General features: G+C 65.5%; 1 protein-coding gene. It reads left to right on the forward strand.

What is annotated here, in order from left to right; genetic code table 11:
* Nucleotides 1-3,446, forward strand: a 3,446-nt coding sequence (locus tag BLP82_RS29885) for a non-ribosomal peptide synthetase (RefSeq protein WP_139198017.1), incomplete at both ends; no start/stop codon positions are given.

The raw sequence follows: 3,446 nt of genomic DNA on the forward strand, positions 1-3,446 counted from the left end.
TGTCCCTCAACGATGACGGCGACTGCATCAGCGGCCAGTTCGAATACGCCACCGACCTGTTCGACGCAAGCACCATCGCCCGTTGGGGCCAGCACTTGCTGCACCTGCTCGACGCCCTGCTCGACGATGCGACGCAGCCACTGGCGAGCCTGCCGTTGCTGGACAATGCGCAGCGCCGGCAACTGCTCGGCGGTTTCAACCAGACCCACGCCCCCTTCCCCGAGGGCAGGCTGGTGCATGAGTGGTTCGAACAGCATGCCCAGGCCCAGCCACAGGCCATCGCGGTCCAGGCCGAGGGCACCCGACTCAGCTATGCCGAACTCAATGCCCGGGCCAACCGTATCGCCCACCGCTTGATCGCCGCCGGCCTGCGCCCGGATGAGCGTGTGGCGCTGCTGGTGGAACGCAGCCCCGAGATGATCATTGGCATCCTGGCCATCCTCAAGGCCGGCGGTGCCTATGTGCCGCTGGATCCGAATTATCCGCAAGATCGCTTGCAGCACATGCTCAGCGACAGCTCGCCTCGGGTCCTGCTCAGCCAGGGGCTCCTGGTTGAACAACTGCCGCCATTGCAGATTACGCAACTGTTGCTGGACGACACGACCGAAGGCGATGACCACAACCCACGGGTCGAAGGCTTGACGTCCCGGCACCTGGCTTACGTCATGTACACCTCCGGCTCCACAGGCAAACCGAAAGGGGTAATGCTCGAACACCGCTCGGTCTGCAACCAGATCGGTGCCCTGCAAGAGCGCTACGGCCTCAACCCTCGTGATCGCATCCTGCAATTCGCCACCATGACGTTCGACATGTCGGTGGAAGAGATTTTTGGTGCATTGCTCTCGGGTGCCACCCTGGTACTGCGCAGCGATGCCTGGATTGCCGGCACCGCTGCCTTCGCCACGCTGTGCGAACACCATGGGATCACCGTCGCGAACCTGCCAACGGTGTTCTGGCAACAGGTCAGCCGCGACCAACATGTGCCGCTGCCGACCTCGTTGCGCCAGTTCATGATCGGTGGCGAAGCGGTGGGCAAACAGGCCGTGAGCCAATGGTTCGCCCGCCCCGGCCATCGCCCGGCGCTGTTCAATGCCTACGGCCCGACCGAGGCCACCGTGAATGCCTCGATCCGCCTGATGGAAAGCGACCACGACGATTTCCGCTCCATCGGCACACCAGTGCGCAACACTCAACTGCATGTCCTCGATGCCAACGGCAACCTCGTCCCGCTCGGGGTCGCCGGCGAGATCCACATCGGCGGCGTCGGTGTCGCGCGCGGTTACCTCAATCGCCAGGCGTTGACGGCCGAACGCTTCATCGCCGACCCGTTCAGCACCGACCCGGACGCGCGCCTGTACAAGACCGGCGACCTCGGTCGCTGGTTGGCAGACGGCACCCTGCAGTACCTGGGACGCAACGACGACCAGGTGAAAATCCGCGGTTTCCGTGTAGAACTGGGTGAGATCGAAGCCATCCTCGCGGGCTGTGCCGGTGTACGTGAAGCGGTGGTGGTGGCCCAGGAAAGCCAACCCGGCCAATCGGAAAGCAAGCGGCTGATCGCTTACCTGTGCGGCGAACCAGTGCCGGTGGAGCACTTGCGCGGCGTCTTGCTGGCGGCCCTGCCCGAATACATGGTGCCCAGCGCCTTCGTCCAACTCGAGGCCCTGCCACTGACGCCCAACGGCAAGCTCGACCGCCGCGCCCTGCCCGCGCCGGGTCAGGAAGCGTTCGCCAGCCGGGCCTATGAGGCCCCACGGGGCGAGATCGAACAGATCGTCGCGACGGTCTGGCAAGACCTGCTGGGCATCGAGAAAGTCGGCCGGCATGACCGGTTCTTCGAACTTGGCGGGCATTCGCTGCTGGCCGTGAGCCTGATCGACCGCCTGCGCCAGCATGGCCTGAGCGCCACGGTGCGCACCGTGTTCACCGCACCCAGCCTGCGGGAAATGGCCCAGGCCCTGAGTCGTAGCGATGAAGCCTTGTTCCTGGCCCCGGCCAATCGCATCCCGGCCGATTGCACGGCGCTGACACCAGACATGTTGCCCCTGGTGGAACTGACCCCGGCGCAGTTGGAACGAATCGTCAGCGCCGTCCCTGGCGGCGCCGCGAACATCCAGGACATCTACCCCCTGGCCCCTTTGCAACAGGGCATCCTGTTCCATCACCTGCTGGGGCACGAAGGCGACGCCTATCTGGTGCGCTCAATGATCGAGTTCGACGACCGCCAACGCCTCGACGCCTTCATCGCCGCCCTGCAACAGGTGATCGACCGCCACGACATCCTGCGCAGCGCTGTGCATTGGGTCGGACAGCCGCAAGCGGTCCAAGTGGTACAGCGCCAGGCCGGGCTGCCGATCCATCCCATCACCCTGGCGGCCGATGAGGATCCACGCGTCCAACTGGAGCGCTTGAGCGATCCGCGCCACCTGCGCCTGGATTTGCAACAGGCCCCCTTGATGCGCGCCTGCATCGCCCAGGACCCGCAGTCAGAACGCTGGTGGCTGGCCTTGCTGGACCATCACATGATCAGCGACCACGTGTCCCTGGGCATCGTCCTCGAAGAAATCCAGCTGTTGATGCAGGGCCAAGGCGCCCACCTGCCGACGCCAATGCCTTATCGGGAGTTTGTCGCCCAGGTACTCGCCACGCAGCCCCAGGCCCATGAAGCCTATTTCAGCCGGCGCCTGGCCAGCGTCGAGGAGCCCACCGCACCGTTCGGTGTGCTGGATGTGCAGGGCGACGGTGCTCAGGTGGTGGAGACCAGCGTGCGCCTCGACCGGGCCCTGAACCTGCGGATCCGCGCTCAATCGCGCCTGGCCGGGGTGACGCCGGCCGTGCTGTTTCATATTGCCTGGGCCCAGGTGCTCGCGCGCTGCACCGGCCGCGACGACGTGGTGTTCGGCAGCGTGGTCGCCGGACGCCTGCAAGGTTCACTGGGCGCCGATCGAGCCCTTGGGGTGTTCATCAATACCTTGCCAGTACGGGTGCAACTGGCCGGGTTCAGCGCCAGTGCGCTGGTGGACGAAACCTATCGCGACCTCAGCGAACTGCTCGCCCACGAACAGGCCTCCCTGGCCCTGGCCCAACGTTGCAGCGGTGTTGGCGCGGGCCTGCCGCTGTTCACCACGCTGCTCAACTACCGCCACCAGACCGACGGCGGCTCGCTGGCCAACGAAGACCAGGTCCTGGCCTGGGACGGCGTACGGTTCCTGAGCAACGAAGCGCGCACCAACTACCCGATCGAAGTGGCCGTGGCGGATGAAGGGGACGACTTCTCCCTGACCGCCCAATCCATCACCGGCATCGACCCGCAACGCATCGCCGCCTACCTCGCCCAAGCCGTGGCCGCGTTGGTCGAAGCCCTTGAACAAGCCCCCGAACGCCTCGCCAGCGATCTGGACGTGCTCCCCGACACCGAGCGGCAATTGCTGCTGGCGGACTTCAAC

Origin of the sequence: Pseudomonas sp. NFACC37-1 (assembly GCF_900101575.1) — a bacterium.
In the GTDB taxonomy this organism is placed as follows: domain Bacteria; phylum Pseudomonadota; class Gammaproteobacteria; order Pseudomonadales; family Pseudomonadaceae; genus Aquipseudomonas; species Aquipseudomonas fluorescens_AA.